Here is a 26926-nt window from a genome sequence, read left to right on the forward strand (position 1 = left end):
CGACAAAGATAGCGCACCGCGCGCCGGTTTGGCGTGCCGCTGTCAGGGCGTGCGCCGTCCGCATCGCGCGGGCCGGGCACGCCCCCTGTGAGACCGGCTTTCAGGGCTCGCCGTAGATCACACCGCGGCCGTTCGTCGCCAGGTAGACACGACCGAAGACGCGCGGGTCGCCGGTGATGGCGGCGCCGGTCCAGGCGTACTGGTGGCGGTCGTCGTTGACCCGGATCCAGTGCCGCCCCGCGTCGTCCGACCGGACGATCCCGCGTACGCCCCGCACCTTCGCGGTGACGAAGACCGCCGGGTAGTCGCCCCGCTTCTTCGGCTTGCCGAAGCCCACCGCGTCCGCCTCGTCCACGTTGGACAGACGGGTGAACGAGGCGCCGCCGTCGGTGGAGCGCCACAGACCGTACACCCCGCCGGCCGTGTCGCCGCCCGCGAACCAGATGTCGCCGGCCTTGCCCGGACGGGCCTTGAAGCGCACGTTGCCCGTGGCCGGCAGCCCCGCCGCCGCGGTTGCCACGAACGTCGCGCCACCGTCCACACTGGAGTAGAAGGTGCCGGCGGCGTACGCGTAGAAGCGGGCCGCATCGACCCAGTCGGACTCCACCGTCGCGCCCGCCGGCACGCCCTCCGACGCGGTCCAGGTCGCGCCGCCATCCGCCGACCAGCTCACCGCCGCCCAGACCGCACGGCCGCCGTCCGCGCTCACCGCCACGGTCCCGCCGCCGGTCACCCCGGGCGGATCGGTCGCGGCCGCGGTCCAGGTCGCCCCACCATCGGCGGAACGGCCGAAGCGCGGCGCACTGCCGTTGCCAGCACCTCGGCGTGGCCACCGGGCGCGGGACCCCGGAACGCCAAGATGATCAAGAAAGGGCCGGGCGGCCGACCCACTGGTCACCCGGTCAACGTACGAGACTTGCCAGCCGGCTTGAATCATTGATCACATAGTGACCGTACCGGCGGATGCCGAGGTTGCGGCGGTGCCGCAAGATGGACGGATGCCCAGGTCAGAAGCAACTACTTGGAGGCGAAAGCAGTGACAGACGGGACACCCTCGGTGACGCCGCCGGCATCCGCCAGCCCGCCTGAGGCCACCTGCGCGCACTGCGGACTGCCGCTCGCGCTCGACGACATCTGGGGCTGGATCCACGCCAACGGCCGATACCTCTGCTACGACCCGAACACGGGCGAACCGATGTCGATGCCGGCCGAGCCGTCGTACACCTGATCCCGGGGCATTTTCTCAACCGATACAGAGCTTGGCTTTCCCCGGTGGGAGCGGGACCATAAGGCGAGGGGCCTGAGGGAGGCCGCATGCCTCGTCTGTTGCCGCGCATCTCACCGGAGCCACCAGCGGAGTACATCGCGTTCGTCGAGCACCACCTCGACACGCTCCGCCGGGACGCGGCCCGCGTGGTCGGCACCGAGCACGACGCCGACCACCTGTATCCCGACGTGCTCACCGACGTCGCCGCCCGGTGGCGCTGGCTGCGGCTGCGGCACCGGCTGCGCCAGGCCGACGCCACCGATGTGTACCTGAGGCGCGCCTTCACCCGGCGGGCGGACAGCTGGCGCGTCCCCGACCTGCTGCCGCTCGACTCGCTCGACGACGCGTGGCCGGTGGAGGTGCAGGTCTGGTCCACCGGCAGCGTCGACCCGCCACCGCTGCCGCCGCCGTCCCGGCCCGCCGCGCCGAGCGTCGCACTGCGGCTGGCCCCACACCTGGACCCGACCCAGCGGCCCCAGGCCGGCCCGCTGGCCGAGGCGGCCGTGGCCTGGTGGCACGCGTGCGAGGCGCGCCGGCGCCGGCGCCGGATCGCCGCGGTGGTGGTGGCGCTCGTGCTCGTGGCGCTCACCAACCGACTACCGCAGGACCCGCACACCAGGTCGGCGGTGTGGCTCGACGGCGGGGTTGCGGTTTCCGCGCCGAGGAGTACTGTATCGATTTAGAAGCACTGGATCGATACAGAAGGGTGCCGGCCATGAAGCCCACGTTGCAGACCGTGGCCGACCAGGTCGGCGTCTCCCGCAGCACGGTCTCCAACGCGTACAGCCGGCCCGACCAGCTCTCCCCCGAGCTGCGCGAGAAGATCTTCGACGCCGCCCGCGAGCTGGGCTACTCGGGTCCCAACCCCACCGCCCGCTCGCTGCGCCGGGGCCGGGCCGGCGCGATCGGCGTGCTGTTCACCACCGCCCTGTCGTCCGCGTTCACCGATCCGTACGCGGTGCAGTTCCTGCGTGGACTCGCCGAGATCGCCGAAGACAACCGCACCGGCCTGCTGCTCGTGCCGCTTCGCGACGACGACGACGGCGCGCTCGAGGCGGTGCGCAACGCGGCGGTCGACGGCTTCGTCGTCTACTGCGTCCCCGGCTGGTACCAGGCGATGGAGGCGGCCTGGGCCCGCGGCCTGCCAGTGGTCAACTCCGACCGCTCCGGCGCGCTCTACGTCGGCATCGACGAGGTGGCCGCCAGCCGCGCCGCGGGCGAGCACCTCATGCGGCTGGGCCACCGCCGGGTCGCGATCATCGCCGACTACATCTCGCCCGACCGCGGCACCGGCGAGGTGATCATCAAGGCGCCGGAGGAGCTGGGGTCGTACGTCAGCCGCGAGCGCCTGACCGGCTACCGCGACGCGTTCGCCGCCGCCGGGCTCGACTGGTCCCACGTGACCACGATCAGCGCGGCCGGCAACAGCCGGGAGCACGGGGCGGCCGCGGCGGCATACGCGCTGGACCGCGCGCCCCGGCCGACGGCGGTGGTGGCCACGACCGACCTGCTCGCCCTCGGTGTCCTGGACGCGCTCGCCACGCGCGAGCTGCGGCCCGGCCGCGACGTGTCGGTGATCGGGTTCGACGACATCCCCGACGCGGCACAGGCCCACATGACCACCGTCCGGCAGCCGGCCCTCGATCGGGGACGCATCGCCGGGCGACTGCTGCTCGACCCACCGGACGACCCGGCGCGGCGCCGGATCGTCCTGCCCACCGAACTCGTCGTCCGGGCCTCCACCGGCCCCGCGCCCACAGGGAGCGTCTGATGTTCGACCCGACCGCGATGATCTTGGCGGACAAGGCCACCAAGCACCACGTGCTCTCCGCCCGCCCGAAGGCGCGCACCACGCCCGACCGACCTCCACGGCAACGGGCAGAGTCGATGCGCCTGCGGGCCGCCACCGCCCTCCGCCGGCTCGCCGACCGGGTCGAGCCGCGCCGCGCCAAGACCTGCGTCCCCGCCGCGTAACACGGCCGTGACCTGGGCAGACCGGATATCCGCCACCCTGGCGTAGACCGCGTTTCGAATGTCGTTGAGGTGGCGGATCTCTCGGACGCCCGGTGCGACGAACCTAGGCATGTGAGCGTTATGCATCGAGGTGACGAGGACCTGCACTACAGCGACAACTCCCACCGGTGGATCGCTCCGCCGGACATCGAACAGGCCATCTGGGAGGCCGGGCTGCGCGCGCACATGCAGCAGCACCGCACCACGATGGGCGGCCCTTTCAACATCGACGAACTGATTGAGGTGCCGAAGGCCCGCATTCCGCGTCAGCGACAGCCGAGTTGATCCCGACGACAGGCGATCAGATCCCGACAGCCATCGATCCTGGCATTACCCGCGCGGTTCGCAATCCCGCAGGAATGCCAGGATCGTTTTTTGTGCAAGTTGCTTGAAGCATTTGCAATGCGCAGCCTGTTTCCCTGCTGTTAACCCGCATGACTGCCCAAAACGCTCGTTAAGACGCGCTCGATTCAGCTATCCAGTCACGTACGGTAATCGACTGCGGGGGCCGCGCCTCAGGAAGCCTGGTCGAAACCGGCGCCTCGCCGGCTGGCCTCGCGGGCGATCTCGGTGCGGGAATGCAGCTGAAGCTTAGCGAGAATGTGCGACACGTGGGTCTGCACGGTGCGCCGGCTCAGGAAGAGGTGCGCCGCGATCTGCGGGTTGGACATGCCTTCCGCGACCAGGCCGGCGACCTTCATCTCGGTCGGCGTGAGGCTGCCCCAGCCGCTGTCGGCCCGGCGGTGGCGCGCGTGCGGGCCGCGCCGGATGCCGTAGGAGCGGAACTTCGCCTGGGTACGGGCCAGATCCCAATCCGCGCCCAGGTCACTGTAGATGCCGTAGGCGCTGGTGAAGTGCGTGCGCGCACCGGCGAGGTCGCCCCGCTCGGCGAGCACGGCGCCGGCGGCCTCCAGGGCCTGCGCCTGGGGCAGGGGCCGCCCGGCCACCGAGTAGCGCTCGGCGGCCGTGAGCAGCAGATCCGGGTCGCGATCGACAAGCCCACGGCAGTGCGGCGTGATCGCCTCGCGGTGCGGGGCGCCCGCGAGCACCACCGACTCGGCCTGGGTCAGGATCTCGCGGGCGGCCTTGCCGTCGCCGAGCGAGACGGCGAGGCGAGCGGCGTCGGCCAGCAGCTCGGCCATCTGCTCCACCTCCTCGGCGGAGGCGACCAGCGCGTCCATGAGCACCGCGAGCGCCTCGGCCGGCCGGTCGGCCTGCTCCCGCTCGAGGCTCCGGGCCAAGGTGTAGGCGCCGATGACCACGTCGCCCAGACGCTCCGCCTCGCTCTGCGCCTCCGCCAGGTGGTGCCCCGCGGACGCGTCGCCGCGGTGCAGCCGGATCCGGGCGGCGACCCCCTGGTCAAGGCACTCCGCGGCCGGGTCCTTCGAGACCCGGGAGACCAGGTCGACCTCGCTGAGCGCGTCGTCCCACCGGCCCACGGCGAAGAGCAGCTCGCCCAGGACGGTCTGCGCCTGGCCCAGCCGCACCACGTTGCCCGCCTCGTCGGCGAGCTGGCGCACCTGCTCGGCGGCGCGGATCGCGGCGTCGTGGCGGTCGAGGTTGCTCAGCGCGGCCGCCTGGTTGATCTGGAGGACTAGGCGGAGGTCGGCGAGGCCGGGGTGTCCCTCGGCCACCGACAGGGCCTGGTCGAACAGCGGAAGCGCCTCCGCGACCTCGCCCCGCATGCCCCGGACGATGGTCAGCACGCCAAGCGCCCATCCGGTGGCCCATCGCTCTCCCACCGCCGTGGCACTGGCCAGCGCCGCGTCGGCGAGCCGCTCGGCGGCGTCGAGCCGGCCGAGCATGCAGTGGGTACGCGCGGACAGCACCTGGAGCCGCGACCGGTGCCGAGGCTCGATGCCCGGCAGGCTGAGCGCCCGCTCCAGCGCGGTCAGGGACTCGGCGGCGCGCCCTTCCATCGCCCGGCACTGCGCGAGGGTCCAGTGCAGGTCGACCAGGTAGTCGGGCCGCGTGACGTAGTCGAGGGCGCTGTTGGCCACGTCGGCGGCGCCAGCGGGCTCACCGGCGCGGTAGAGGGCGTCGGCGAGCCGGCAGGCCAGCAGGTCGTGCGGGGCGACCCCGGCGGGAATCGCGGCGACGGCGCGGCGCAGGAGCGGGATCGCGGCGCCCGGCGCGCGAGCCACGAGGCGCTGGCCGGTGTCGACGAGCCAGCGGACCATCCACTCGTCGGCGACGCCCGGAGCGTCGTCGCGCTGGAACGCGGGGAGCAGCTGCCGGGCCACGCGCTCGGCCGGGGCGCCCCCGTCGGCCAGCGCGCGGGCCGCGTCGCGGTGCCAGGCCGCCCGGACCGCGGCCGGCATCTCCTCGTACAGCGCGGCGCGGATCAGCGGATGGCGGAAGGCGAGCGCGAAGTCGTTTTCCCGGAGCACGCCGGCGAGGATCGCCTCGTCGAGCACGGGCATCAGCTCGCCCACGCTCTGCCCGGAGACCATCGCCAGCTCGGAGACGGAGAAGTCGACGCCGAGCAGGGCGGCGGCGCGCAGCAGGCCACGGCCCGGCGCGGAGAGGAACTCGACCCGGTCGGCGATGGCCGCCGCCAGCGATCCGGGGGTACGGGTACCGGTCGCCTCGACCAGGCCGCCTTCGACGGTCAGGGCACCGCCACGGGCGAGCGCGTCGACCAGCTCGATGACGTAGAGCGGGTTGCCCGCCGCGCCGGCCGCCAGCCGCAACAGCCGCGGACCGGGCTTGCCGCCAGCGGCGTTTTCCACGAGCCGGGCCACCTCGGCCTCGGAGAGGCTGTGCAGGCGCTGCCGGTCGGCCGGAGCGACCAGGCGGCTGAGCGCCTTGAGGTCTTCGCGGATCGGCACCGGGCGCATCACGCCGGCCACGAGCAGCGGCAACTGGTGCAGGGCGCGGGCCAGCCGGCCCAGGGTCTGCACGGTCGCCGGGTCGGCCCACTGAAGGTCGTCGACCACGAGCAGCACGGGGGCGGTGGCGCACAGCTCGTCGACCAGGTCAAGCAGGCGCTCTGTCGCGGCGGCCACCTGGTCGACGCCGTTGCCCGGCGCGGACTCGGCGCGCAGAAGCTCGGCGATCTCGGCGGGGCCGCTGGCGACCGGGGCGGACTCGAGCGCGTCCAGCAGGGGCAGGAGGGGGAACGCCTGGCTGAGCTCGTCGCAGGAGGCCCAGAACACCTGGCAGCTGGCAGCCTTGGCCTCGTCGGCCACCGCGCGCATGAGGGAGGACTTGCCGATCCCCGGCTCGCCCTCGACCAGCACCGCGCGACCCCGACCGGTCGCGAGTGTGGTGACCCACTCACGCGTGCGATCGAGATGGCGCTGCCGCCCGATGAGGGAAGGCGCGAAACGCGTCTCGATCATGGTGTGAACCTCACCCTTCGTCCGCCGCCACGAACCTGTCGTTCACCTGCCGTATACCTGTGCCAATGGCGCCCACCCCTTTGCAACCCGTGGGAGTTGCAACATGTCGTTACCACGCGATCCCATTCGCTGATGCATTTCCAGTGCTCACGGAGGTATTGCCCACGCCAAACGGCGACCCTGTGATAGGCGTGAATTATCGACAGTGCCCGCTTGCCCAGCGTTAGACGCGCGTTTCACTGTCGTTTACCGTATGTTCACCCTCCTACCTGACCGTAATTTCATCCTGGCCAGGAGTAACCGGAGGCAATGATCATCTAGAACGACGTTGTTGTCGTCATCTGATGATCACGTACGCTTGGCAGGAGCGTGCTCACATGATTAACAAGCTCAGAAGGTCAGCCATCACCCTTACGGTGATGGCCATCAGCGCACTGGCAGCCCTCGCGACGACCGGTGCAGCGGTCATCACGGCGGCGAAGTTTCACCCGTGATCTAAAGGACCATCACCGTCTAGGTAGGACTCCTCTCCGACACCTCAGGATCAGAGCAACACCAACAGGTAGTTATGATGCCCGGTCCGGAGTCCCGAGGGAAGAGTTCACGACCACCAATCTGCAAGTTGCACAACGCAGATGCGCGAGAAGCTTGCAGAGACCCCCCGACCCCGTCAGGTAGGTGTCATATGAGAACGACGTCGTCGACATCGCCGCTCTCCGAGGATCTCCGACCCTGACCTGGCCCGACGTCCGACGGAGATTTACTCTCCACGATCAACGATCGGCGGGACCGGCCTCCCGGTTGGACGCGACAGCCCACTAGGACGTTGGTACGCCCCCACCACTTCAACGGTGGGGGCGTACCGCTTTGTGGGACGGGTACCCAAGGGGGCATGGGTGACCGGATACAGGAGACCGCGCGAGCGGCTGTGCGGCGGTACGGGCGGACCTACGCCGAGGAGGCCGGCATCCAGCTCGGCGACCGCCCCGCGCCGCTGTACCAGCTGCTGGTCCTCACCACGCTCCTCAGCACACGCATCTCCGCGACCATCGCCGTGGCGGCGGCCCGGGAGCTGTTCGCCGCCGGCTACCGCACGGCCCCGGCCATGCTGGCGGCGAGCTGGCAGGACCGGGTCGACGCGCTCGGCCGCGGCCACTACAAGAGGTACGACGAGCGGACCGCCACCATGCTCGGCAACGCCGCCGAGCTGTGCCAGGAGCGGTGGCACGGCGACCTGCGCCGGCTGCACCGGGAGGCCGGCTCGGACGTACGGGCGCTGCGCCGCCTGCTGACCGAGTTTCCCGGCATCGGACCGACCGGCGCCGACATCTTCCTCCGCGAGGTCCAGGTGGTCTGGACCGATGTAGCGCCGTACCTGGACCGGAAGGTGGTCTCCGGTGCCAAGCGGCTGGACCTGCCCGCCTCGGGCGAGCGGCTGAGCGCGCTCGTCGGACAGGACGACGTGCCCCGCCTCGCCTCCGCCCTCGTACGCGTCTCGATCGACGCCAAGGCGGCCGAGGGCGTACGCGCCGAGGTCAGCGGCCGGAGCTGAGCGTCGCCAGGATCTCCCCGGCCTCCGCGCATGCCCGGTCCGCCGCGGTCGCGTCGCCGTTGGCCTCGTGGGCCTGGCCCAGGACGTACAGCGCGGCGGCCAGGAAGGAGAGCCAGCCGCGCTTGCGCCAGAGCGCCACCGACTGCTCCAGGTAGCCCACCGCCCGCTCGGCCCGCCCAGCGGCGAGTTCGATCTCGCCCAGCGCGCCGAGGGCGTCGGCGACGTGGTGGCTCATGTTGAACTCGCGCCCCAGCGCCAGCGACGCCTCGGCCGCCGCGCGCGCCCGCGGGTCGCCCCGCCGCAGGTGCAGCCGGGCCAGCGCGACCATCGTCAGCACCTCGGTGTAGACGTCGCGGTACCGGCGGGAGATGGCCAGCGACTCGTCGAGCATCCGGCCGCTCGTCTCCAGCTCGCCGGCCTCCCGGTAGGCGATGCCGAGAAACTGGAGCACCGCGGTCTCGTACCTCGGATTGCCCAGCGCCCGCGCGGCGGCGAGCGCGCGGTCGAGGTGGCCGATCGCGGCCTCCACGTCGCGGGTCTCGGCGTAGGCCACGGCGATCGCCACGTGCGCCCGTGCCTGCCCGCCGAGGTGGTCGCTCTCCTCGGCCAGGTCGAGCGCGCGCTCGGCGTACGCCAGCGCCTCGGCCTGCGCGCCGCGCGCGGTCAGCGCCCACGAGCACATCACCGCCGCGTCGGACATGCCGCGCCGCTCGCCCAACTGGTCGAACATCTCCAGCAGCCGGAACGCGTCCGCGTGGAAACGGGATGTCGCGTCGCCCTCCTCGGGCGTGCTGTTCCAGGTGACCACGTCGATCAGGCCGCGCAGCATGACCGCCTCGCCGAGCAGGTTGCCCGAGCGGCGGCAGGCGTCGAGCACCAGCCGGTTGGTGGTGCTCCAGTCGCCGTACATGCCCCGGATGTCGAAGTACTTCTCCAGACAGCCGGCCAGGTCGAAGGCGAGCTCGTCGAGGTCGAGCGCGCACGCCTGCCGTACCACCGAGAGCAGGGCGGCCCGCTCGGCGTCGAACCAGTCGAGCGGCTCCACCTCCTCCGGCGGCAGCTCCACGACGGGGCGCGGGGCCGAGCCGCCGATCGCCGCGTAGCACGGACCGGGCACGCGGGCGGCCATCCGCTCGGCGATCGCCAGCCAGCCACCGAAGCCCTTGGCCAGCACCGAAATCCGCTCGCCCGGCGGGTCTTCGAGGTCGGCGCACTCGCGGGCGTACAGGCGGACCAGGTCGTGGAAGCGGTAGCGGATCTGGCCGGCGGCGTCCACACCGGACACTGCGACGAGCTGGGCGTCCACAAGGGACTCCAGCAGCCCGGCGGCGTCGGCCGACTCGTCCAGCACCGCGCCGGCCAGCCACGCCGGGAAGTCGGGCGTCTCGAAGCGACCGAGCCGGCGGAAGAGCTGCTTCGCCTCCGGCTTCAGCCCTTCGTAGCTCAGTGCCAGCGAGGCGCGCACCTCCAGGTCGCCGGTCGCCAGCCGGTCCAGGCGCCGCCGCTCGTCGCGAAGCATGCGGGAGAGGTGGGTCAGCCGCCACGTGGAGCGGGCGGTGAGGCGGGCACCGGCGACCCGTACGGCCAGGGGCAGCCCACCGCAGAGGCGCACGATCTCGGCGGCCTCACCTGGCTCGGCGGCCACGCGCTCCTCCCCGGCGACCCGGCCGAGCAGCCGGACCGCGTCCGCGCGGGCGAATACGTCTAGATCGATCCAGCGGGCGCCCTCGACGCCGGTCAGCCGGGCCCGGCTGGTGACCAGCACCGCGCAGCTGGCGGCGCCGGGCAGCAGCGGGCGTACCTGCTCCTCGGAGGCGGCGTTGTCGAGCACGACGAGCACGCGGCGGCCGGCGAGCCGCGTGCGGTACAGCTCGGCCCGCTCCACCGGGTCGTTGGGGATCGCCCGCGCGTCGACGCCGAGCGCGCGCAGGAAGCGGGCCAGCACGTCGGCCGGGTCGAGCGCGACCGCCTCGGCGCCGCGGAGGTTGGCGTACAACTGGCCGTCCGGGTACGCCGGGGCGGCCAGGTGCGCCACGTGTACCGCGAGGGTCGTCTTGCCCACGCCCCCCATCCCCGCGACGCCGGCGACGGCGAGCACGCTCGGCGGGCGTCCCTCCGTCAGCAGGTGACGCAGCTCCCCGACCGGCTCGTCGCGGCCGGTGAAGTCGGGGATGTCCGGCGGCAGCAGGGCCGGCGCGGCGAGTGTGGCCGCCGGGGCGGGCGAGACGGCGACCGGCACCGGGTCGGCGCGCAGGATCATCCGCTCCAGGTCGGCGATCTCCCGCCCCGGGTCGAGCCCTTCGTACTCGGCGAGCAGGTTGCGGTACACGCGGTAGCTATGCAACGCCTCGACCTGCCGCCCGGTGCGGTACAGCGCGGTCATGTGCCGCGCCCGCAGCCGCTCCCGCATGGGGTGGGCGTCGACCAGCGGCGCGATCTCGGCGGCCACCACCTCCGCGCGGCCCAGCTCCAGCTCCAGGTCGGCCAGGTCTTCCACCGCGGTCAGCCGGCGCTCGACCAGCCGCGCCCGGGCCGCCTCGACGAAGGAGCCGGTGGCGTCGGCCAGCGGCTCACCGGTCCACAGGCCGAGCGCGGCGCGGAGCAGGCGTACGGCCTCCTTCTCGTTGCCTCGGGCGACCGCGTCACGGGCCAGCCGTACGCCGTCGCCGAACCGGGCCGCGTCGACCTGCTCCGGCTCGACCAGCAGCTCGTATCCGGACGGCCCGCTGTCGAGCACATCTGGCGCGCCGAGATCGGCGAGGTGGCCGCGGATCACGGTGATCGCGTTGTGCACCTGGGATCGGGCGGTGGAGGGAGCGGCACCACCCCACAGCGCCTCGATCACGCCCTCGCGCGAGATGCGCCGCCCGAGGTTGAGCAGCATGAGGGCGAGAAGACCGCGGGTCTGCGCGCGGGGAATCCGGTGGCGGTGCCCTCGGATCACCACGGTGACCGGTCCGAGCACCGCGAATTGAGTGTGAGCTGTGTGTGCCACGTGTATGTGCGTTTGTATCACGGCCCCTGCCAGGGTTGAAAGCGCCCACGGGGTTCCCGCACGCGTGACCCTGCCTACTCTCGGTGACGTACCTCGGGGGAGTGCGAACCGAGGGGAAGCGGGGAGCACCACGCAGGCCAGGGGCCGCGGGAACCCCGTGCGGACAGACGAAATCAGGGCGCCCCGGGGTGGGGGCGCCCTGATTTCCATCTCTTCGCCTTGTCCAATGTGGACCCCGTACCGACTCGCCAGAAGAGACCACGCGCCCGGCTTGACCTCGAGCCCGGTTGAGGTTGCAGACTGGGCCGTGTGCGAGCGGTGTGGCTGACAGAGTTCGGTGCCCCTTCGGTGCTGGTGGCGGGCGACGCCCCCGATCCGGTGCCCGGCCCGGGACAGGTAATGATCGACGTGGCGTACGCCAACATCACCTTCGTCGAGACCCAGTTCCGGGCGACCGGCGCCGGCCCGTTTACGGTCCGCCCGCCGCTCATCCCGGGCAACGGCGTCGGCGGCGTGATCACGGCGGTCGGCCCCGACACCGACCCCGGGCTGGTCGGGCGCCGCGTGGTGAGCAGCCTCAACGGCACCGGCGGCTACGCGTCGCGGGTCGTGGTCGACGCGACCGCCCCGTTCGAGGTGCCGGAAGGGCTGCCCCTGGACGAGGCGGTCGCGCTGCTCGCCGACGGCCGCACGGCCACCATGCTGATCCACCTCGCCGCCCCGACCGCGGGCGAGCGCGTCCTGGTCGAGGCCGCCGCGGGCGGTGTGGGCACGCTGGCCGTACAACTGGCGAAGGCGGCCGGCGCCCGCGTGGTCGCCGCGGCCGGCGGCGAAAACAAGCTGGCCGTGGCCCGCTCGCTCGGCGCGGATGTCACCGTCGACTATCGGGACCCGTCGTGGCCGGACCGGGTACGCGCGGAGGCCGGCGGCCTCGACGTGGTCCTGGACGGCGTGGGCGGCACGATCGGCCGCGCCGCCTTCGAGCTGCTCGCCCCCGGCGGCCGGATGCTGAGCTACGGCCTGGCCAGCGGCGAGTGGGCGTCGATACCGCCAGAGCTGGCGGCGGAGCGCGAGGTAACTCTGCTGAGCCCTCGCCCGACCCCGCAGGAGCTGCGCGGCTACGTGGAGAGCGCCCTCGCCGAGGCGGCCGCGGGCCGGCTGCGGCCGCTGATCGGGCAACGCTTCCCCCTGGACCGAGCCGCCGACGCCCACGCCGCGATCGAGTCCCGCGCCACGGTCGGCAAGACGCTCCTCGAGGTGCGCCCCTGACCCGGCTCCGCCGCCGGGCGCCATCGCCTGGCCCGCGTTCGCCCTGCTTCCACCGAGGAAACACCGACGCCGGGCCGCGGGCACGCGACGCCGCACCCGGCAGGCGGGCAGGGCGCGGGCGGTGGTCATCAGTCGGGGAGCATCGGCATCGACAGGCCGGGGTCACGGCCGAGCAGGACCGCGCGGGTCACGGCCGCCGAGCCGAATCGGTCGCGGACGGCGTCGAGCGCGCCGTCGAGCTCGGCGCCGCTGTCGCGGTCGAAGGGGAGCATGAGCTGTACGGCCCTGGTGTCGTCGAGGTTGCCGACGGCCACGCCGACCAGGGTGACGCCGCGCTCCTCGATCATCGGCAGCGCGACCGCCAGGAGGCCGCGGAGTGCTTCGAGGATGGTGCGTGTGTTGGCGGTCGCGCGGGGCAGCGTGTGTGAGCGGGCGACGCGGGAGAAGTCGTCGAAGCGCAGGCGCAGCATCACCGTGCGGCCCACGCGGTTGGCCCCGCGCATGCGGCGGGTGACCCGGTCGACGAGGCCGCACAGCACGGCGTCGAGCTCGCGGGGCGTGCGGTGCCGGCGGCCGAGGGCGCGCTGGGAGCCGATCGAGCCGCGGCGCCGGCCGGTCTGCACCGCGCGGGGGTCGTGGTTGTGGGCCAGGGCGTGCAGGTGGCGACCGGCCGCCACGCCCAGCATGGAGACCAGCGCGGCCTCGCCGATCCGGGCCACCGCGCCGACCGTGCGCAAGCCGCGCTCGCGGAGCTTGCCGGCGGTCACCGGGCCGACGCCCCACAGCCGCTCGACCGGGAGCGGATGCAGGAAGGCCAGCTCGCCGCCGGGCGGCACGACGAGCAGGCCGTCGGGCTTGGCCACGCCGCTCGCCACCTTGGCCAGGAACTTGGTCTTCGCCACCCCCACCGTGATCGGCAGGCCGACCCGGCGCCGGACCTCGTGACGGAGACGGACGGCGATCTCGGTGGGCGTACCAGAAATCTTGCGGAGGCCGCCCACGTCGAGGAAGGCCTCATCGATGGAGATCCCTTCGACGAATGGGGTCGTGTCGCGGAAGACCTGGAAGACGGCCTTGCTCGCGGCGCTGTAGGCGCCCATGCGGGGCTGGACCACGACGGCGTCCGGGCACCGGCGGCGGGCCTCGCGGCCGCCCATGGCGGTGCGCACGCCGCGCGCCTTCGCCTCGTAGCTGCACGCCAGCACCACGCCGCCGCCCACGATCACCGGGCGGCCACGGAGGCGGGGATTGTCCCGCTGCTCGACCGAGGCGTAGAAGGCGTCGAGGTCGGCGTGCAGGATGCTGGCCAACACGCGATCATGTTCGCACACGCGTTCTAATTCGGGAAGCGTGTCGAGAATCGTGGCGTGGCACCGACCACCGGTCGAGAGGCGCCGCGAGGGCGCCGCGACCGAAGGAACCTGCGATGAACGAGACGACCCCGCCGAGGGCCGGCGCACGGGAGTGGATCGGCCTGGCGGTGCTCGCCCTGCCCAGCCTGCTCGTCGCGATCGACCTCTTCGTCCTGCTGCTCGCGCTCCCCCACCTCAGCGCCGACCTGGCGCCGAGCAACAACCAGCAGCTGTGGATCCTCGACGTGTACGGCTTCCTGCTCGCCGGCTTCATGATCACGATGGGCAAACTGGGCGACCGCATCGGCAAGCGGCGGCTGATGCTGATCGGAGCGGTCGCGTTCGTGGCGGCGTCGGTGCTCGCGGCGTACTCGAGCAGCGCAGAGATGCTCATCGTCGCCCGCGCGCTCCTGGGCATCGCCGGCGCCTCGCTGGGGCCGACGATGCTGGGGCTGATCGGCGGCATGTTCCGGGACCCGCGCCAGCGCTCCATCGCGATCGGCGTGTGGGTCGTCTGCATGATGGGCGGCACCGCGCTCGGACCGCTGGTGGGCGGCGTGATGCTGGAGCACTTCTGGTGGGGTTCGGTCTTCCTGCTCGGCGTGCCGGCCATGGTGCTGCTGCTCGTGCTCGGCCCGGTCCTGCTGCCCGAGCACCGCGACCCCGCCCCCGGCCGCCTCGACCTCACCAGCGTCGCGCTCTCGCTCGCCGCCATCCTGCCCGGGATCTACGGCCTCAAGGAGCTGGCCCGCGACGGCTGGCACGCGACGGGGATCGCCGCGCTCGCGGCCGGCGTGGGGATGGGCGTCGCGTTCGTACGCCGCCAGCGCCGGCTGGCCGACCCGCTGCTGGACCTGCGGCTGTTCCGCAGCCGGGCGTTCACGACCGCGCTGGTGAGCATGCTGATCAACACGATGCTGCCGGGCGCCACGATGGTGCTGCTCACGCAGTTCCTGCAACTGGTCGAGGGGCTCTCACCGCTGGACGCGGGGCTCGCGCTGGTGCCCGCCGCGGTCGCCGGCGTGGTCAGCGTGCAGCTCGCCCCGATCGCCGCCCGCCGGGCCCGCCCCGCGCACCTCATCGCGGCCGGCATGGCGGTCGCCGCCACCGGGCTGCTGGTGATCACGCAGTCGAGCGGCGCGGTGGGGCTGATCGGCGGGTTCGCCCTGATCAACCTCGGTGCCGGACCTCTCATCACCCTCGGCACGAACATCGTCATCGGCGCGTCGCCACCGGAGAAGGCCGGGTCGGCGGCGGCGGTCTCGCAGGTGAGCAACGAGTTCGGCTTCGCGCTGGGCATCGCGACGATGGGCAGCCTGGCCGCGGCGGTCTACCGCGCGGACGTCGCGCGGACCCTGCCCGCGGGGGCGCCGGCCGTCGCCCGCGAGACCTTGGCCGGCGCGGCCGCGGCGGTGCCGCAACTGCCCGGCCCGATGGGCGAGGCGGTGCTGGCATCGGCGCGGGCCGCGTTTACGAGTGGGCTGCACGCGGTCGCCGCGGTGAGCGCGGCGCTGCTGGTGGGAGTGGCGGTCGCGGCACTGGTGCTGCTCCGCCACGTGCCGCCGGTGGGCACGCCCGAGCCAGTCGGGGAACGGGAGACGGCCCCGGTCTGAGGCGACGAAGGTCCAGGTGGCGCCGAGCGCCACCTGGACCGAGGCCCTAGCCGACCAGCTGGTAGCCGGCCTCGTCGACCGCGGCGCGCACGGCGGCCTCGTCGACCGGCTGGTCGCTGGTCACGGTCACCGCGCCGCTGGCGAGGTCGACCTTCACGTCGGTGACGCCGGGGATCTGGCCGACCTCGGCGCTCACCGAACCGACACAGTGGGCGCACGTCATGCCGCTGACCGAGTAGGTCTTCGTCTCCATGCCGCCACAGTACCCCCTACCCCCAGGGGGTATCAAGCAGGCCGGGTCACACGACGATGCTCACCATCCGGCCCGGCACCACGATCACCTTGCGCGGATCGCGCCCGCCCAGGTGGTCGCCGACCGCCGCCAGCGCCGCCTCCCGCACCGAGTCCTCCTCCGCGCTCGCCGCGATCTCGACCCGCCCGCGGACCTTGCCGTTGACCTGCACCGGGTACGTGACCGAGTCGGCCACCAGCAGCGCGGGGTCGGCGATCGGGAAGTCCACGTACGCCAGCGAGCCGGAGTGGCCCAGCTTCTGCCACAGCTCCTCGGCGACGTGCGGGGCGAACGGCGACAGCATCAGCACCAGCGGCTCGGCCACCTCACGCGGCGCCGCCGGCAGTGGCGTGACCGCGTTGGTCAGCTCGATCAGCTTGGCGATCGCGGTGTTGAAACGCAGCTCGTCCATGTCGTTGCGCACACCGTCGATCACCTTGTGCAGGACCCGGCGGATCTCCGGCGAGGCCGGCTCGTCGACGACCCGCGACGCGCCGGTCTGCTCGTCGACCACCAGCCGCCACACACGCTGCAGGAACCGCTGCGAGCCGACCACCGCCCGGGTCTCCCAGGGGCGGGAGACGTCCAGCGGGCCCATCGCCATCTCGTACACGCGGAACGTGTCGGCTCCGTACGCTTCGCACATCTCGTCGGGAGTCACCACGTTCTTCAGTGACTTGCCCATCTTGCCGTACTCGCGGACGACCTCCACACCCTCGTAGAAGTACTTGCCGTCGCGCTCCTCGACCTCCTCCGCCGGCACGACCACGCCGCGCGCGTCGCGGTAGGCGTACGCCTGGATGTAGCCCTGGTTGAACAGCCGCCGGAACGGCTCGAACGACGAGACGTGCCCCAGGTCGAACAGCACCTTGTGCCAGAAACGGGCGTACAGCAGGTGCAGGACCGCGTGCTCCATGCCGCCGATGTACAGGTCGACGCCGCCGCAGTCGCCGGGGAACTGCGGACCCATCCAGTACCGCTCGACCTCCGGGTCGACCAGTGCCTTGCCGTTGCGCGGGTCCAGGTAGCGCAGCTCGTACCAGCAGGAGCCGGCCCACTGCGGCATCGTGTTGGTCTCGCGCCAGTAGCGCTTCGGCCCATCCCCCAGGTCCAGCTCGACCTCGACCCACTCCGCCGCCCGGGACAGCGGCGTCTCCGGATTGGAGTCGGCGTCGTCCGGGTCGAACGTGCGAGGAGAGAAGTTGTCCACTTCGGGCAGCTCGACCGGCAGCATCGACTCCGGCAGCGCGACCGGCATACCCGTCTCGTCGTACACGATCGGGAACGGCTCGCCCCAGTAGCGCTGGCGGCTGAACAGCCAGTCACGCAGGCGGTACGTCACCGCGCCCGAGCCCGCTCCCTGGGCCTCCAGCCACTCGATGATCCGGGCCTTGGCGTCCGCGATGCCCAGACCATCCAGGAAGGCACTGTTGATCGCCGTGCCTTCCCCGGTGTACGCCTTGCCGTCGAAGTCGGCCGGCGGCTGCACGGTACGGATGATCGGCAGCTCGAAGACCTCGGCGAACTCCCAGTCGCGCTCGTCCTGCCCGGGCACCGCCATGATCGCACCGGTGCCGTAGCCGGCCAGCACGTAGTCGGCGATGAAGACCGGGACCCGCTCCTGGTTGACCGGGTTCACCGCGTACGCCCCGGTGAAGACGCCGGTCTTCTCCTTCGCCTCGGCCGTCCGCTCCGCCTCGGTCTTGGCGGCGGCGAAGCGGCGGTACTCGGCCACGGCCTCGGCCGGCGTCGCGTGCCCGCCGGTCCACCGCTCCCGCGTGCCGTCCGGCCACGCGTCGGGCACCAGCCGGTCGACCAGCTCGTGCTCGGGCGCCAGCACCATGTACGTCGCGCCGAACACCGTGTCGGGCCGGGTCGTGAAGACCCGGATCGGCGCCACGTCCGTGGGGAACGCGATGTGCGCGCCGGTGGAGCGGCCGATCCAGTTGCGCTGCATCAGCTTGACCGGCTCGGGCCAGTCCAGTGTGTCCAGATCCTCGACCAGGCGGTCGCCGTACGCGGTGATCCGCATCATCCACTGCTTCAGACTGCGCTGGAAGACCGGGTAGTTGCCGCGCTCGCTGCGCCCGTCGGGCGTGACCTCCTCGTTGGCCAGCACCGTGCCCAGCCCCGGGCACCAGTTGACCGGCGCCTCGGAGACGTACGCCAGGCGGTGGTCGTCGACGATCCCGCGCCGCTCGACGTCGGACAGCTCACTCCACGGACGACCGTCCGGCGTGGCCCGCTCGCCGGCCTCGAAGGACGAGATCAGCTCGGCGATCGGGCGGGCCTTGCGCTGGGCGGCGTCGTACCAGGAATTGAAGACCTGCAGGAAGATCCACTGGGTCCAGCGGTAGTACTCGACGTCGGTCGTCGCGACCCACCGGCGGCTGTCGTAGCCCAGCCCCAGCCGGCGCAACTGCTCGCGGTAACGCTCGACGTTGGCCTGCGTGGTCACCCGCGGATGCGTGCCGGTCTGCACCGCGTACTGCTCGGCGGGCAGCCCGAACGCGTCGAACCCCATCGGGTGCAGCACGTTGTAGCCGGCCATCCGCTTGTACCGCGTGTACGAGTCGGTGCCGATGTATCCCAGCGGATGGCCGACGTGCAGCCCGGCACCGGACGGGTACGGGAACATGTCCTGCACGTGCAGCTTCGGCGCGCCCGCGCGGGGATGGCCGGAATCGGCCAGGTCACCGCTGGGATTGGGCGCGTCGAACGTGCCGTGTGCCTCCCAGTGGTCCTGCCAGCGGGCCTCGATCTCGCCAGCCAGCGCGGCCGTGTATCGGAAGGGCGGAATGTCCGCGGCCTCTTCGCTCATTTTTCTACCTCCAGGGCCATTCTCGTCAGGGCATGAAAAAGCCCCTCACGCAGGAGGGGCTGCCGCGCAGTCGACGGGGGCGTCGATGGCGCGGCTAGGTAAGAAGCAGGAAGGCCCTGGCCATGACGGCAGTGTACTACGCGGCTGTCCTGACCGACTCGGCGAATTCCACCGACAGGGCTAGCCTGTGCACATGCGGGTGGTCCGTCACATCCCGGCCTGCACTCCCGCGAACCATACGGCTACCCCTGCGTATCTATAAGGGAAGTCGTGGTAAACGAGGAGGAGGCCCGTGACACAACCATCCTGGGACCAGCTTGGCGGTCCGCTGTCCGGCACCGAGTTTCGCGCGGCCAGCGACGCCATCGTGGCCAACATCGAGCAGGTCATCGAGGGCAAGACCGCTACGGTGCGGCTCGCGTTGGCCGTCCTGCTGGCTGAGGGCCACCTCCTCATCGAGGACGTCCCCGGTGTCGGCAAGACCAAGCTCGCCAAGGCACTCGCCCGGTCGATCGACTGTTCGGTGCGGCGGATCCAGTTCACCCCCGACCTGCTGCCCAGCGACGTGACCGGTGTCAGCGTCTACAACCAGGAAACCCACGACTTCGAGTTCAAGCCGGGCGCCGTCTTCGCCAATCTGGTGGTCGGCGACGAAATCAACCGGGCCTCGCCGAAGACCCAGTCCGCCCTGCTGGAAAGCATGGAGGAGCGGCAGGTCACGGTCGACGGCACGACGTACGAGTTGCAGACGCCGTTCATGGTGATCGCCACGCAAAACCCGATCGAGATGGAGGGCACCTATCCCCTCCCCGAGGCGCAGCGCGACCGGTTCACCGCCCGGATCGCGATGGGCTACCCCGACCCGGGCGCCGAGCTGGCGATGCTCGACGTGCACGGCACCAGCGACCCCATCGTCGCGCTCAAGCCGGTCTCGGACGCCTCCACCGTCCGTCGGCTCATCGCGACGGTACGTGAGGTGCACGTCGCCGACGCCGTCAAGCAGTACGCCGTCAACCTCGTGACCGCCACGCGCGAGGCGCCCGACCTGCGCCTCGGCGCGTCCCCCCGGTCGACGCTCCAGCTGCTGCGCACCGCCCGCGCGGTCGCCGCGCTCGAGGGGCGCGACTACGTGCTGCCGGACGACCTGCAAACGCTGGCCGTACCGGTGATGGCCCACCGCATCATCCCCACCGCCGACGCCCAGCTGGCCCGGCGCACCACCGACGCGATCATCGCGGACATCGTGCACCGGCTCCCGCTCCCCCACGAGCGGCAGCGCTCGCCGTACGACAACCGGCCGCCGTCCAACGACGGGCGCGCCCAGTACGACCCGCGGAGGGGCTGATGATGCGCTTCGGCCTCGCCGGGCGCCCGTTCCGAAGTGGCCGCGCCGGTGCGTGAGGCGCTGCGCGGGCTGACGACGCGCGGGCGGTCGTTCCTGGCGGCGGCCGCGGCCGCCGCCGTGTCCGCCGTCATCCTCGGCGAGAAGGACCTGCTGCGGGTCGCGATCCTGCTGGCGATCCTGCCGCTGCTGGCCGCGGCGTACGTCGGCCGCAGCCGCTACCGCCTGGCGTGCAGCCGCTCGCTGGAGCCGCACCGCGCCCCGGTCGGCGCCAGCGCCCGCGTAGTGCTCCGGTTGCAGAACATGTCCCGCCTGCCCACCGGCACGCTGCTGCTGGAAGACCGCCTGCCGTACGCGCTGGGCAGCCGCCCGCGGGTCGTGCTCGAACGGCTCGGCGCCCGGCAGGCCAGCTCGGTGGCGTACACCGTGCGGGCCGACGTGCGCGGCCGGTACGAGGTCGGCCCGCTCGTGGTGCGGCTGACCGACCCGTTCGGGCTGTGCGAGCTGACCCGCTCCTTCCCCAGCGTCGACCGGCTCACCGTGATCCCGCAGGTGCACCCGCTGCCCAACGTCCGGCTCGCCGGCGAGTACGCGGGCGCGGGCGACAGTCGGGCCCGCTCGGTGGCCGTGCACGGCGAGGACGACGCGGCGACCCGGGAGTACCGGCGCGGCGACGACCTGCGCCGCGTGCACTGGAAGTCGACCGCGCGGACCGGCGAGCTGATGGTCCGCCGCGAGGAGCAGCCGTGGGAGAGCCGGGCCACGGTCGTGCTGGACACGCGCCAGTACGCGCACCGCGGCGAGGGCCCCACCGCCAGCTTCGAGTGGGCGGTGTCCGCGGCGGCCAGCGTCGCGGTCCACCTGCGCCAGGCCGGATACAAGCTGCGCCTGGTCACCGACACCGGTATCGACGCCGAGGCGGCCGAGGGCGGCGAGGGCATCCTGCTCGACCACCTGGCCGACGTGCGGCTGGACAAGCGCGGTGACGTCGCCCAGCTCGTCGAGGCGGTGCGGCGGCGCTCCGACGGCGGCTTGGTGATCGCGCTGCTCGGCGCTCTCACCACGGCCGAGGCCGAACTGCTGGCCGGGCTGCGGGGCAACAACGCGACCTGCGTGGCGTTCCTGATCGACTCGTCGACCTGGCTCAACCTCCCGCCGGAGAGCCGGGCCGAGGCGGGCCGGGCGCACGGGGCCGCGGCGCTCGGGCTGATGCGCACGGGCTGGCGGGTCGTGGGCGTCTCGCACGGCGCCAAGCTGCCCGCGCTCTGGCCGCAGGCCGCCCGCGGGTCGCAGGGATTCGCGTGGCGGGCGACGATGGCCGAGACGGTGGGCATGGGTCCGGGAGTGGGCCACGGGCCCGGGAGGGTTAGGTAGCTGTGCGTGATCGGCACCTGGGGTTCGTCGCCGCGGCGGCCACACTGCTCGCGGCCGCTCCACTGTCGACGATCTTCGAACGGTGGACCTGGCTGATCCAGTGCGCTGTCGCCGTGGCGCTCGTCGCCGGAGCCGCCACGCTCGCCCGCTCGCTGCGCGCGCCGGTGTGGGCCCAACTGCTCGGCATGGTGGCCACGCTCACCCTGGTGCTGACGCTGATGTTCTCCAGCGGCGAGGAGCTGCTGGCGATCATCCCGATGCCGGGCACGTTCGCCCACTTCGGCGAGCTGATGAACTTCGCGGTCGAAGACATGCGCTCGTACGGCGTCCCGGTCCCCGACCGCGTGGGTCTCCAGTTCCTCACCGTGCTCGGGGTCGGCTCGGTCGCCATCCTGGTCGACCTGCTCACCGTGGCCCTGCGCCGCCCCGCCCTGGCCGGCCTGCCCATGCTGGCCATCTACTCGGTCCCGGTCGCCGTCTACACCGACAGCGTCCACCCGCTGCCGTTCGTGATCGGCGCGGTCGGCTTCCTGTGGCTGCTGGTCGCCGACAACGTCGACCGCGTGCGCCGCTTCGGCCGCCGGTTCACCGGCGACGGCCGCGACGTCGACGTCTGGGAGCCCTCGCCACTCGCCGCGGCCGGCCGCCGGCTCGCCGTGGTGGGCGTCGCGCTCGCCGTACTGCTGCCGCTCGCCGTGCCCGGCATGACCAGCGGCCTGCTCTCCAACTTCGGGCAGGGCGGCGACGGTCCCGGCGGCAACGGCCGGGGCACCGGCGGGCGGGTCGACCTCTTCGCCAACCTGAGCGGCGAGCTCCAGCAGGGCGAGGAGCGCGACATTCTCAAGGTCGAGACCAACGACCCCACGCCCCAGTACATCCGCTTCGGCGTCGCCGACGAGCTGACCGACAACGGCTTTCGCAGCGGCCGGCGCAGCCCGCCCGGCACCCCACTCGGCGACGGCCTGCCCGCGTTCAACGGGCCGGACGTGCTGGGCGTGGGCACCGAGCAGTTTCGCGCCACGATCGAGGTCACCGAAGACTTCGACATGGGCCTGCTGCCCCTCTACTCCACGCCGGTGCGGATCGAAAACTACAAGGGCCGCGGCTGGTTCTACGACGCCAACCAGCACGTCGCGTACTCCAGCACCTCCTCGGCACGCAACCAGAAGTACGCCGTGGAGTACATCCGCACCGCGTACAGCGAGTCGGCGCTGAGCCGGGCCGACGCGCTGCCCGACGACCCGTCGCTCCAGCGGTTCATCCAGATGCCGGAGAACGAGTACGTACAGGAGCAGGTCGACGAGCTGATCCGGGGCAGGGAGACCCCGTACGCCAAGGTGCGGGCGATCTACAACTACTTCTCGTCGAAGAACGGCTTCTCGTACACCACGCAGACGGAGAACGGCACCGGCGGCACCGCCATCGTCGACTTCCTGACCAACAAGCGGGGCTTCTGCCAGCAGTACGCCGCCGCGATGGCCTGGATGGTGCGGGCGGCCGGCATCCCCGCGCGGGTCGCGTTCGGCTTCAGCAGCGGCTCCAACAGGCGCGACGGCAACTCGTTCACGCTGACCAACAAGAACCTTCACGCCTGGACCGAGGTCTACTTCGGCCGCCAGTACGGCTGGGTCCCGTTCGACGCCACGCCCGCGGCCGGCGTGCTCGGCTCGATCCGCACCGACTACGCGCCCGACGTCGAAGCCACCCCGACCGTGGCACCGAGCACCTCGACGAGCGCCGGCCCGGCACCGGACACCTCCGGCGGCACCGCCGCTCCCCAGGAGGGCCTTGGCGACGACGCCGGCCTCGGTGAGGGCGTCGGCTCGGTCACCCCGACCACCCCGAAGTGGCCGTGGTTCACGATCGGCGCGGTGATCCTGGTGCTCGCCCTGCTCGCCGTACCGGCCATGCGGCGCGGCCTGCTCCGGCGCCAGCGGGCGGCGGTCGGCAGCGCGAGGGCGGGCGCCACGGTCGGCGCGGACGGCGGCGATCCCGACGGGCACCGCATCGTCGTCACCGACGTGGCGGCGGCCGGGCGGGCCCGCGAGGACGCGCACGCCGCCTGGGCCGAGCTGATCGACACGATGGTCGACTACCGCGTGCCGATCGACCAGACCGAGACGCCCCGGGCCACCGCCGACCGCCTGATCAAGGATGGCTTGGTCGACGGCCCGGCCGCCGAGGCCGCGCGGATGCTGGGGCGGGCCGAGGAGCGCGCCCGGTACGCCCGCGACCCGCTCCAGGCCGGCCGGCTGGGCGAGGGCCTGCGCGCTGTGCGGCGGGCAATGGCCAGCCGCGCCAACCGCCGTACGCGGCTCGCGGCACGGCTGCTGCCTCCGTCGGTGTTGCTGCGGTGGCGCCAGGCGATCGTGGAGAGCTCCATCCGTACGGTCCTGACCTCGGGCCGCATGCGCGACGGCCTCATGCGCTGGAGCCCGCGCCGGCTGCTCACGCGCCCCTCGCGATAGCGCAGCGCCCCACTGACCAGGGCCGGCGGTGGCTGGCCCTGGTCATCGGGTTCACTGGCGCTCGACAGGTCGGAGGTGGCCTGTTCGATGACGGGACGGGCGATGCGGTCCGCGAGGACGAGGACGAGGAGAGCCCCGCGGGCACCATCATCAGCCTGAGGGGTCGCCATCCAATGGCTCGGAAGTAGTCTCCGAGCCCATTCCTGGAGACCTTTCGGAGTCGAGGTCCGAGTGGATCGCGCAGCGTCCGCGCCCGCGTCGGGCTGGCAGCAGATCGTGTGCACGCGGAGCGTGGCACTGCTCCCGGACCTTGGAGCGGTTTCGGGGGTCGACGTGGTCGCGTGGCTGGGCCGCGTCCGGACCTGGTGTCGTGTGTTGGAGAAGCTGTCGAGCTGGGCGCACCGATGCGCCCAACCCCCGGGACGGGCGCCGGACGCGCGGCTGGTGGTGTGGATGCCGGTGTCGGGTGGGCCAGCCGCGCCTGACCTCGGCGGGTGCGTGGGCGTTGTCAGGGACATAGCCCTTTCAAACCGGCCGCAAGGGTCTATGTCCCTGACACAGCCCTTTGCGAAGCGACCAGGCCCGGCGGCGGCGTGGCGACCCAGGCCGGTGTGGACACGCGCGAGCCCGCTGGTCCGTCCGTGGCGATCAATTGCCCTCCGAGGGTGAACTTTCGCCACGCACGACCTGGATCTTGATGACCGCGAGCGTCCCCCGCCCCCGAACACGCGGATACGCCTTCGACCAACCAGGCCCAGCCCTACGCACCCGGCACGCAGCCCAAGCGCCCGCCGCGGGCACGACGAGAACCCGGGCCGCGAAGCGGCGCCAACCCCGACACCGAAATCTCTCTAGTGGGGCTGGATGCGCGTGTTCTGGAACGCCGCGATCAGCCATCCGCCGGCGCCTTTCGTCGCTATGAACGTCTGCGCTGACTCCGCACCAGTGGGGACGATTTCTCCCTCGGTGTGAAAGAGCGCCACGGTAGACGACAGAAAGCGGAAGTCGACGATCCGCCGCCCGCGCGCCGACCCCGAGCGCAGCGAACAGGCCGGCGAAGACGGTCGCGGGGCGCGATCCCCGAAACAGCCAGGGCCTATCGTCTGGGTCCGTCGCGGGCCGGCCAGGCCCTCAGAAAACAGACCGCCGGACCAAGCGGGTAAAAAATCAGTCAGCCGGACTCCGGAATTGTCAGCCGGCGCCGCTCGGCCAGAAGCCGGCAACAAGTGCCCAACAGCGCGGCTCGCTGCCCAGCGGGCAGCAGGAGACAACAAAAGGGAGAAAGAAATAGAAACCGGGCAGGATTCAGCGGCTTACCGCCGAGGGCTGGGGCAGGGACGGGTCAGCGGTGGCCTTCGGGCCGCTGACGCCACCTCTCCTCAAGCCGGTCGACGAACGACATGCGGCGACCGCGCGTGCGGCGGGAGGTGGTGCCTCCCACGACACGCAGGTCGGGCGACTGTGCCTTGCGGTGCGAGTGCATCGCGAACGCCGCGGCGCCGAGCATGACCACGAACCCCGCTACGCCGAGCAGAGTCAGCTCTGTAACCGTGCCGTAGACAACCAACGCCAGACCGACGGCGATCACGCCGACAGCGAGCAGCAGACGACGACGCGCGTGGAAGCGCGGATCGCTGGCGCGCACAGCCGAGGCGAACTTCGGGTCCTCGGCCAGCGACTGCTCGATCTGCTCGAACAGCCGCTGCTCATGCTCAGAGAGCGGCACGGCACTCCTCCCCGGTCACGTAGGCCGGCCCGGGCGGACCGACAGACCGTGGCAGCCCAAAACCGGCTGCTTACCCGCCAGTCTACGAGGGGGCTCGCGCGTCGGAAAGCGGGACGACCCACGGCCTGAGTGATTTTCAGTCAGCCGCAGGTCACCGCCACTGTAAAAGCGGGTGAGGAGGGCTCGGAAAGCAGGGTCACGACGCGCGGGAGGATGCCGGGGAGTCAGAAAGTGGACACCGGTGACCGGAACGCAAGCGGCACTCACCCCTCGTCGGCGGGGCGCAGCAGGCTCGCCGGCCGCACGACCGCCCGGCCGAACTTCGCCGCCACCGCGTCGGCTGCCGCCTCGGCGTCGCGCCAGCCGTGCTCGGGCTCGCCCAACGCGGGCTGCCTCGGGGTGGCGCCGGCCGCGCTCAGGCCCTCGACCCGCACGCCGATCAGCCGGATCCGGTCGCCGGGGTTGAGCGCCTGGTAAAGCGCCCACGCGGTGTCGAACACCTCGCGCGCCACATCGGTCGGCCCGGGCAGGGTGCGGGAACGGTTGACCGTGCGGAAGTCGGCGAGCCGCACCTTGATGGAGACGGTGCGCCCCACCTGACCGGAGCGGCGCAGCCGCGTGCCGGTCTTCTCGGCGAGGGAGAGGAGCGCGCGCCGCAGCACCGCCGAATCGGCCACGTCCGTATCGAACGTCACCTCCGCCCCGATCGACTTGTCGACCTGCTCGGGCGTCACCCGCCGCGGGTCGCGCCCCCAGGAGAGCTCGTGGAGATGGGCCGAGGCCGCCTCGCCGAGCGCCGAACGCAGCATGCCGACCGGGGCCCCCGCCACATCGCCGACCGTGCGCAGGCCCAGCCGCCCCAGCGTCTCGGCGGCCCGCTCCCCCACGCCCCACAGCGCGGCCACCGGCAGAGGGTGAAGGAACTGAAGCACCTGGTCGGCGGGGACCACGATCATCCCGTCTGGCTTGGCGCGGGTCGAGCCGAGCTTGGCCACGAACTTGGTCGGCGCCACCCCCACCGAGCAGGTCAGCCCCAGCTCACCCCGCACGCGCGAGCGGATCAGCCGGGCGATGCCACCGGGCGGGCCAAGCAGCCGCCGGGCGCCGGCCACGTCGAGGAACGCCTCGTCGAGCGAAAGCGGCTCGACCAGCGGGGTGACATCGCGGAAGATGCCCATGACCGCGCGGGACGCCGCCGTGTAGGCCGTGAAGTCGGGCGGGAGGAAAACCGCTCGCGGGCACAGCGCCCGGGCGCGGGCGGTGGGCATGGCACTGCGCACCCCGAACTCGCGGGCCTCGTAGCTGGCCGAGCTGACCACACCGCGCGGCCCGACCCCGCCCACCACCACGGGCCGGCCGCGGAGCGAGGGGTCGCGATGCACCTCGACCGAGGCGTAGAACGCATCCATGTCGACGTGGAGGATGGGGCAGCCGCTGTCGTCGCCCTCCGGCCCGAACCGCTCATCGCCGCGCGGCACCGCCTGGCTCCGACCCATAC

At 72.3% G+C, this 26926-nt stretch carries 19 protein-coding genes; 11 read left to right on the plus strand and 8 right to left on the minus strand.

Going from position 1 to position 26926, the window contains the following annotated elements; genetic code table 11:
• Positions 1 to 100: 100 nt before the first annotated feature.
• Positions 101 to 709 (minus strand): beta propeller repeat protein, encoded by a 609-nt coding sequence (locus ACFFIA_RS18100; protein WP_377252463.1) that lies wholly within the window; start codon positions 707 to 709, stop codon positions 101 to 103.
• Positions 710 to 1036: 327 nt separating this feature from the next.
• Between ACFFIA_RS18100 and ACFFIA_RS18105 the strand changes: the two genes are divergently transcribed.
• The 5 genes from ACFFIA_RS18105 (at position 1037) to ACFFIA_RS18125 (ending at position 3565) form a co-directional block, all read left to right on the plus strand.
• A complete protein-coding gene (locus ACFFIA_RS18105; RefSeq protein ID WP_377252465.1) occupies positions 1037 to 1228 on the plus strand; it encodes a hypothetical protein in 192 nt (63 codons plus the stop codon).
• Between the two features lie 86 nt (positions 1229 to 1314).
• A complete protein-coding gene (locus ACFFIA_RS18110; protein WP_377252467.1) occupies positions 1315 to 1950 on the plus strand; it encodes a hypothetical protein in 636 nt (211 codons plus the stop codon).
• Between the two features lie 32 nt (positions 1951 to 1982).
• Positions 1983 to 3038 (plus strand): LacI family DNA-binding transcriptional regulator, encoded by a 1056-nt coding sequence (locus ACFFIA_RS18115; RefSeq protein WP_377252469.1) that lies wholly within the window; start codon positions 1983 to 1985, stop codon positions 3036 to 3038.
• A complete protein-coding gene (locus tag ACFFIA_RS18120; protein WP_377252471.1) occupies positions 3038 to 3241 on the plus strand; it encodes a hypothetical protein in 204 nt (67 codons plus the stop codon). The genes ACFFIA_RS18115 and ACFFIA_RS18120 overlap by 1 nt, the downstream gene beginning before the upstream one ends.
• A 111-nt stretch (positions 3242 to 3352) precedes the next feature.
• A complete protein-coding gene (locus ACFFIA_RS18125; protein WP_377252473.1) occupies positions 3353 to 3565 on the plus strand; it encodes a hypothetical protein in 213 nt (70 codons plus the stop codon).
• A gap of 230 nt (positions 3566 to 3795) precedes the next feature.
• Here the strand turns inward: ACFFIA_RS18125 and ACFFIA_RS18130 are convergent, their stop codons facing one another.
• Positions 3796 to 6624, minus strand: a complete 2829-nt coding sequence (locus ACFFIA_RS18130) for an ATP-binding protein (RefSeq protein ID WP_377252475.1) — start codon at positions 6622 to 6624, stop codon at positions 3796 to 3798.
• An 892-nt stretch (positions 6625 to 7516) separates the two neighbouring features.
• Here ACFFIA_RS18130 and ACFFIA_RS18135 point away from each other — a divergent pair.
• Positions 7517 to 8176 carry a hypothetical protein gene (locus ACFFIA_RS18135; protein ID WP_377252477.1) on the plus strand — a complete coding sequence of 220 codons (660 nt, stop codon included), beginning with the start codon at positions 7517 to 7519 and terminating at the stop codon, positions 8174 to 8176.
• Here ACFFIA_RS18135 and ACFFIA_RS18140 read toward each other — a convergent pair.
• Positions 8160 to 11141 (minus strand): AfsR/SARP family transcriptional regulator, encoded by a 2982-nt coding sequence (locus ACFFIA_RS18140; RefSeq protein WP_377252479.1) that lies wholly within the window; start codon positions 11139 to 11141, stop codon positions 8160 to 8162. The genes ACFFIA_RS18135 and ACFFIA_RS18140 overlap by 17 nt on opposite strands.
• Positions 11142 to 11480: 339 nt before the next feature.
• Here ACFFIA_RS18140 and ACFFIA_RS18145 point away from each other — a divergent pair, with 339 nt between their 5' ends.
• Entirely contained in the window at positions 11481 to 12440 is a 960-nt protein-coding gene (locus ACFFIA_RS18145; RefSeq protein ID WP_377252481.1) for a zinc-binding dehydrogenase, read from the plus strand.
• A gap of 128 nt (positions 12441 to 12568) precedes the next feature.
• Here the strand turns inward: ACFFIA_RS18145 and dinB are convergent, their stop codons facing one another.
• Positions 12569 to 13753: a DNA polymerase IV gene (gene dinB / locus ACFFIA_RS18150; RefSeq protein WP_377252483.1), complete on the minus strand. Its 1185-nt coding sequence runs from the start codon at positions 13751 to 13753 to the stop codon at positions 12569 to 12571.
• A gap of 113 nt (positions 13754 to 13866) precedes the next feature.
• On the opposite strand from dinB, the gene ACFFIA_RS18155 reads away from it, so the two are divergent.
• On the plus strand, positions 13867 to 15405 hold the full coding sequence (locus tag ACFFIA_RS18155) for an MFS transporter (protein ID WP_377252485.1): 1539 nt from the start codon (positions 13867 to 13869) through the stop codon (positions 15403 to 15405).
• A gap of 46 nt (positions 15406 to 15451) precedes the next feature.
• Here the strand turns inward: ACFFIA_RS18155 and ACFFIA_RS18160 are convergent, their stop codons facing one another.
• Positions 15452 to 15658, minus strand: coding sequence for a heavy-metal-associated domain-containing protein (locus tag ACFFIA_RS18160; protein ID WP_377252487.1), 207 nt, complete (start codon positions 15656 to 15658; stop codon positions 15452 to 15454).
• Between the two features lie 46 nt (positions 15659 to 15704).
• Positions 15705 to 18518, minus strand: coding sequence for a leucine--tRNA ligase (gene leuS / locus ACFFIA_RS18165; RefSeq protein WP_377252489.1), 2814 nt, complete (start codon positions 18516 to 18518; stop codon positions 15705 to 15707).
• 292 nt (positions 18519 to 18810) lie between these two features.
• Between leuS and ACFFIA_RS18170 the strand changes: the two genes are divergently transcribed.
• From ACFFIA_RS18170 to ACFFIA_RS18180, 3 genes are read left to right on the plus strand one after another with little or no spacing between them, the layout of a single operon-like run.
• Complete coding sequence (locus tag ACFFIA_RS18170) at positions 18811 to 19863, plus strand: AAA family ATPase (RefSeq protein ID WP_377252491.1); 1053 nt, start codon at positions 18811 to 18813, stop codon at positions 19861 to 19863.
• 48 nt (positions 19864 to 19911) lie between these two features.
• Positions 19912 to 21234: a DUF58 domain-containing protein gene (locus ACFFIA_RS18175; RefSeq protein ID WP_377252493.1), complete on the plus strand. Its 1323-nt coding sequence runs from the start codon at positions 19912 to 19914 to the stop codon at positions 21232 to 21234.
• 2 nt (positions 21235 to 21236) lie between these two features.
• A complete protein-coding gene (locus tag ACFFIA_RS18180; RefSeq protein WP_377252495.1) occupies positions 21237 to 23702 on the plus strand; it encodes a transglutaminase TgpA family protein in 2466 nt (821 codons plus the stop codon).
• A gap of 1342 nt (positions 23703 to 25044) precedes the next feature.
• Here ACFFIA_RS18180 and ACFFIA_RS18185 read toward each other — a convergent pair.
• Both ACFFIA_RS18185 and ACFFIA_RS18190 read right to left on the minus strand, forming a co-directional pair.
• Positions 25045 to 25428: an SCO2097 family morphological protein gene (locus ACFFIA_RS18185; protein WP_377252497.1), complete on the minus strand. Its 384-nt coding sequence runs from the start codon at positions 25426 to 25428 to the stop codon at positions 25045 to 25047.
• A 263-nt stretch (positions 25429 to 25691) separates the two neighbouring features.
• Entirely contained in the window at positions 25692 to 26924 is a 1233-nt protein-coding gene (locus ACFFIA_RS18190) for a DNA polymerase IV (protein ID WP_377252499.1), read from the minus strand.
• Positions 26925 to 26926: the final 2 nt, after the last annotated feature.

The sequence above is a fragment of the Phytohabitans kaempferiae genome, from assembly GCF_042433955.1.
In the GTDB taxonomy this organism is placed as follows: domain Bacteria; phylum Actinomycetota; class Actinomycetes; order Mycobacteriales; family Micromonosporaceae; genus Phytohabitans; species Phytohabitans kaempferiae.

Excerpts from the sequence above, each read along its gene's own strand:
- ACFFIA_RS18130 (WP_377252475.1), bottom strand. The coding sequence starts at position 6,624 with ATGATCGAGACGCGTTTCGCGCCTTCCCTCATCGGGCGGCAGCGCCAT.
- leuS (WP_377252489.1), bottom strand. The coding sequence starts at position 18,518 with ATGAGCGAAGAGGCCGCGGACATTCCGCCCTTCCGATACACGGCCGCG.
- ACFFIA_RS18190 (WP_377252499.1), bottom strand. The coding sequence starts at position 26,924 with ATGGGTCGGAGCCAGGCGGTGCCGCGCGGCGATGAGCGGTTCGGGCCG.
- ACFFIA_RS18115 (WP_377252469.1), top strand. The coding sequence starts at position 1,983 with ATGAAGCCCACGTTGCAGACCGTGGCCGACCAGGTCGGCGTCTCCCGC.
- ACFFIA_RS18160 (WP_377252487.1), bottom strand. The coding sequence starts at position 15,658 with ATGGAGACGAAGACCTACTCGGTCAGCGGCATGACGTGCGCCCACTGT.
- ACFFIA_RS18135 (WP_377252477.1), top strand. The coding sequence starts at position 7,517 with ATGGGTGACCGGATACAGGAGACCGCGCGAGCGGCTGTGCGGCGGTAC.
- ACFFIA_RS18120 (WP_377252471.1), top strand. The coding sequence starts at position 3,038 with ATGTTCGACCCGACCGCGATGATCTTGGCGGACAAGGCCACCAAGCAC.
- ACFFIA_RS18110 (WP_377252467.1), top strand. The coding sequence starts at position 1,315 with ATGCCTCGTCTGTTGCCGCGCATCTCACCGGAGCCACCAGCGGAGTAC.
- ACFFIA_RS18155 (WP_377252485.1), top strand. The coding sequence starts at position 13,867 with ATGAACGAGACGACCCCGCCGAGGGCCGGCGCACGGGAGTGGATCGGC.